Source organism: Stenotrophomonas sp. P5_B8, from assembly GCF_054049855.1.
Genome location: NZ_JBFULO010000424.1, coordinates 1 through 3245, shown reverse-complemented (window position 1 = coordinate 3245; position 3245 = coordinate 1). Strand labels below are relative to the sequence as shown.

At 68.9% G+C, this 3245-nt stretch carries 3 protein-coding genes; all 3 read left to right on the top strand.

The features are described 5' to 3' along the window. Positions 1–698, top strand: a 698-nt coding sequence (locus tag ACXJKH_RS17480) for an alpha/beta hydrolase family protein (RefSeq protein WP_457321224.1), incomplete at its 5' end; no start/stop codon positions are given. A 39-nt stretch (positions 699–737) separates the two neighbouring features. After that, positions 738–1247 carry a cytochrome c oxidase assembly factor Coa1 family protein gene (locus tag ACXJKH_RS17475; RefSeq protein WP_457321222.1) on the top strand — a complete coding sequence of 170 codons (510 nt, stop codon included), beginning with the start codon at positions 738–740 and terminating at the stop codon, positions 1245–1247. A 79-nt stretch (positions 1248–1326) separates the two neighbouring features. Beyond that, the gene (locus tag ACXJKH_RS17470) at positions 1327–3153 is read left to right on the top strand and encodes a DUF885 domain-containing protein (protein WP_457321220.1); all 1827 of its coding nucleotides are present in this window, start codon (positions 1327–1329) and stop codon (positions 3151–3153) included. Positions 3154–3245: the final 92 nt, after the last annotated feature.

Genomic DNA, 3245 nt, shown 5'->3' with positions numbered 1-3245 from the left:
GTTTCGATCCGGCCCGGCGCTATCCGGTGGTGGTGTACGTGTATGGCGGCCCGGCCAGCCAGACCGTCACCGACAGCTGGCCCGGCCGTGGCGACCACCTGTTCAACCAGTACCTGGCCCAGCAGGGTTACGTGGTGTTCTCGCTGGACAACCGCGGCACGCCGCGTCGCGGCCGCGATTTCGGCGGCGCGCTGTATGGCGTGCAGGGCACGGTGGAAGTGGCCGACCAGCTGCGCGGCGTGGCCTGGCTGAAGCAGCAGGCCTGGGTGGACCCGGCGCGCATCGGCGTGCAGGGCTGGTCCAACGGCGGCTACATGACCCTGATGCTGCTGGCCAAGGCGTCGGACACCTACGCCTGCGGCGTGGCTGGCGCGCCGGTCACCGATTGGGGCCTGTATGACAGCCACTACACCGAGCGCTACATGAACCTGCCGGCCAACAATCCGAAGGGCTATGAAGCCGCGCGCGTGCTGGCCCACATCGACGGCCTGCGCTCGCGCCTGCTGCTGATCCACGGCATGGCCGATGACAACGTGCTGTTCACCAATTCGACCTCGTTGATGAGCGCGCTGCAGAAGCGTGGCCAGCCGTTCGAACTGATGACCTACCCGGGCGCCAAGCACGGCCTGTCGGGCAGCAATGCGCTGCACCGCTATCGTCTGGCCGAGGATTTCCTGGGGCGCTGCCTGCCCCGCTGACCCACCGCTTCCGCCACCGGCCCGACAAGGAGTTTGCCGATGACATCGCCCCCCGTATTGACCGGAAAGACCGCATCCACCGGCTGGTGGCGCCGCCACTGGCGCTGGGCAATGCCACTGGCGGTGGTGGTGGGGATCGCCGCGGCGGTCTGGGCGGTGTGGTTCGCGCTGTCGCAGTGGGCGTACTGGAGCAAATCCAGCACGCCCTACCAGGAGGCCATGCGCCGCGCGCGCTGCAACATCGAACTGGTGCAGGCGCTCGGCGAGCCGGTGCAGGACGGCTACCTGCCGGCCGGTTCCATGCACACCACCGGGCAGAGCCAGTTCGTGATCGCGCTGTCCGGCCCGCGCGGCGATGGCCGCCTGTTCCTCAATGCCCGGCGCAGCGGCGGGCAATGGGACTACCCGATGCTGTACGTGGTCACTGAGGGCAAGGAGGCCATCGACCTCACCGCACTGGACGACGAAGAGGCCGCCGACAGCTGCGCCTTGGAAGAATGCCGCGCCAATGGCCAATGCCCGTTGCCGTCCGGGTCGCTGGGGGCCTGATCGGCGCATGACCTCCGGCCGATTGCCGGGCGCGCCGTGAGTGCGTAGGGTCGCAGGCATCCTGCCCTGGAGTTCCCGCATGAAGCCGCTCGTCCTTGCTGTTGCGCTGGCCCTGACCGTCCCCGCCACCCTGTCGGCGCCGCCGGCGTTGGCCAGGCAGGCCGCTGCCCAGCCTGCCACCGCCAAACCCGCCGCCAGCCCGGCGTGGGTCACCCGCAGCAACCAGCTGGCGCAGATCCTGCTGGATGCGCAGGGCCCATTCCAGCCGGAAGAGACCGGTTTCTTCGGCGTGCCCGGCTATGACGACAAGGTGGCCGATTTCGGCCCGGACAACGGCGCCCGCTACCGCGCGGCCATGGCCAAGGCACGCACCGAACTACAGGCCAAGCTGAGCACCGAGCGCGATCCCAACGTGCGCCAGGACCTGGCGATCATGATCGCMGCGGCCAGCCAGAACATCGAAGGCAGCGAGCTCAACGACAAGTACCTGCTGCCGTGGAGCGATACCCCGCAGACCGTGTTCAGCGGCCTCAACCTGCTGCTGTCCGACCAGGTGCCCGCCGAGCGCCGGGCCAAGGCCCTGGACCGCCTGAAGGCGTATGCCGGCCTCGCCCCGGGCACCCAGCCGGTCACCACGCTGTCGCGCCAGCGCTATGAAGAGCGCCTGGGCGACAAGACCCTGCTGCAGCCGACGAAGATCGAAGTCGAGCAGTCGCTGGCCAACGTGGACACCTACATCACCGGCATCGAACAGCTGTTTGGCAAGTACAAGGTGGCCGGCGCCGATGAAGCGCTGAAGACCATTGCCACCCAGCTGCGCGAGTACCGCGACTGGACCCGCAGCGCGGTGCTGCCCAAGGCCCGCACCGACGCGCGCCTGCCCGAGCCGCTGTACGCCTACCAGCTCAAGCGGGTAGGCATCGACATCGCCCCGGCGGTGCTGATGCAGCGTGCGCAGCTGGAATTCATGGAAACCCGCTCGGCGATGCGCCAGCTGGCGCCGCTGGTGGTCCAGGCCAAGGGCCTGAAGGTGGCCGACCCGACCGATCCGGTCGCGGTGGTGCGCGCGCTGAAGGGTGACAAGATCGCCGACGACCAGCTCGAGCACCACTACCGTGGCGTCATCGATGCAATCGACCCGATCATCCGCCGCGAGAAGATCGTCGACGTGCCGCAGCGCCCGATGCAGATGCGGCTGGGCTCGGCGGCCGAGAGCGCGGCCTCGCCGGCCCCGCACTTCCTGCCCGCGCCGCTGGTCGGGAACACCGGGCAGCAGGGCACCTTCGTACTGCCGCTGGGCAACCCCGCCGCCGGCGACAAGGCCGCGCAGTACGACGATTTCAACTTCGGTTCGGCCGCATGGACCCTGAGCGCGCACGAAGGTCGGCCGGGCCACGAGCTGCAGTTCACCGCGATGGTCGAGCGCGGCATCTCGCTGGCGCGCACCATGTTCGCCTTCAACTCGGTCAACGTAGAAGGCTGGGCGCTGTATGCCGAAGCGGAGATGGTGCCGTACGAACCGCTGGACGGGCAGCTGATCGCACTGCAGTTCCGCCTGCTGCGCGCCGCCCGCGCGATGCTCGACCCGATGCTCAACCTGGGCCTGATCGACCGCGCCAACGCCGAGCGCGTGCTGATCGACGACGTCGGCCTGTCCAAGGCGATGGCCACCCAGGAACTGGACCGTTACATGGTGCGCATGCCCGGCCAGGCCGGCAGCTACTTCTACGGGTACACGCGCATCCTGGAACTGCGCATGCAGACCGAGCTGGCGTTGGGCAAGCGCTTCGACCGCCTGGCGTTCAACAACTTCCTGCTCGACCAGGGCCTGCTGCCGCCGGACCAGCTGGCCCAGGCGGTGAACGAGGTCTTCGTGCCGAAGTACAAGGCCGCAGCCAAGCGCTGAGCCGGTCTGCCGTCCGCGCCCACCCCCCGGGCGCGGACGGGTGGTGCCGGCCGYTGGCCGGCAACCTCGCACATCCTGATGGGCTCATGAGG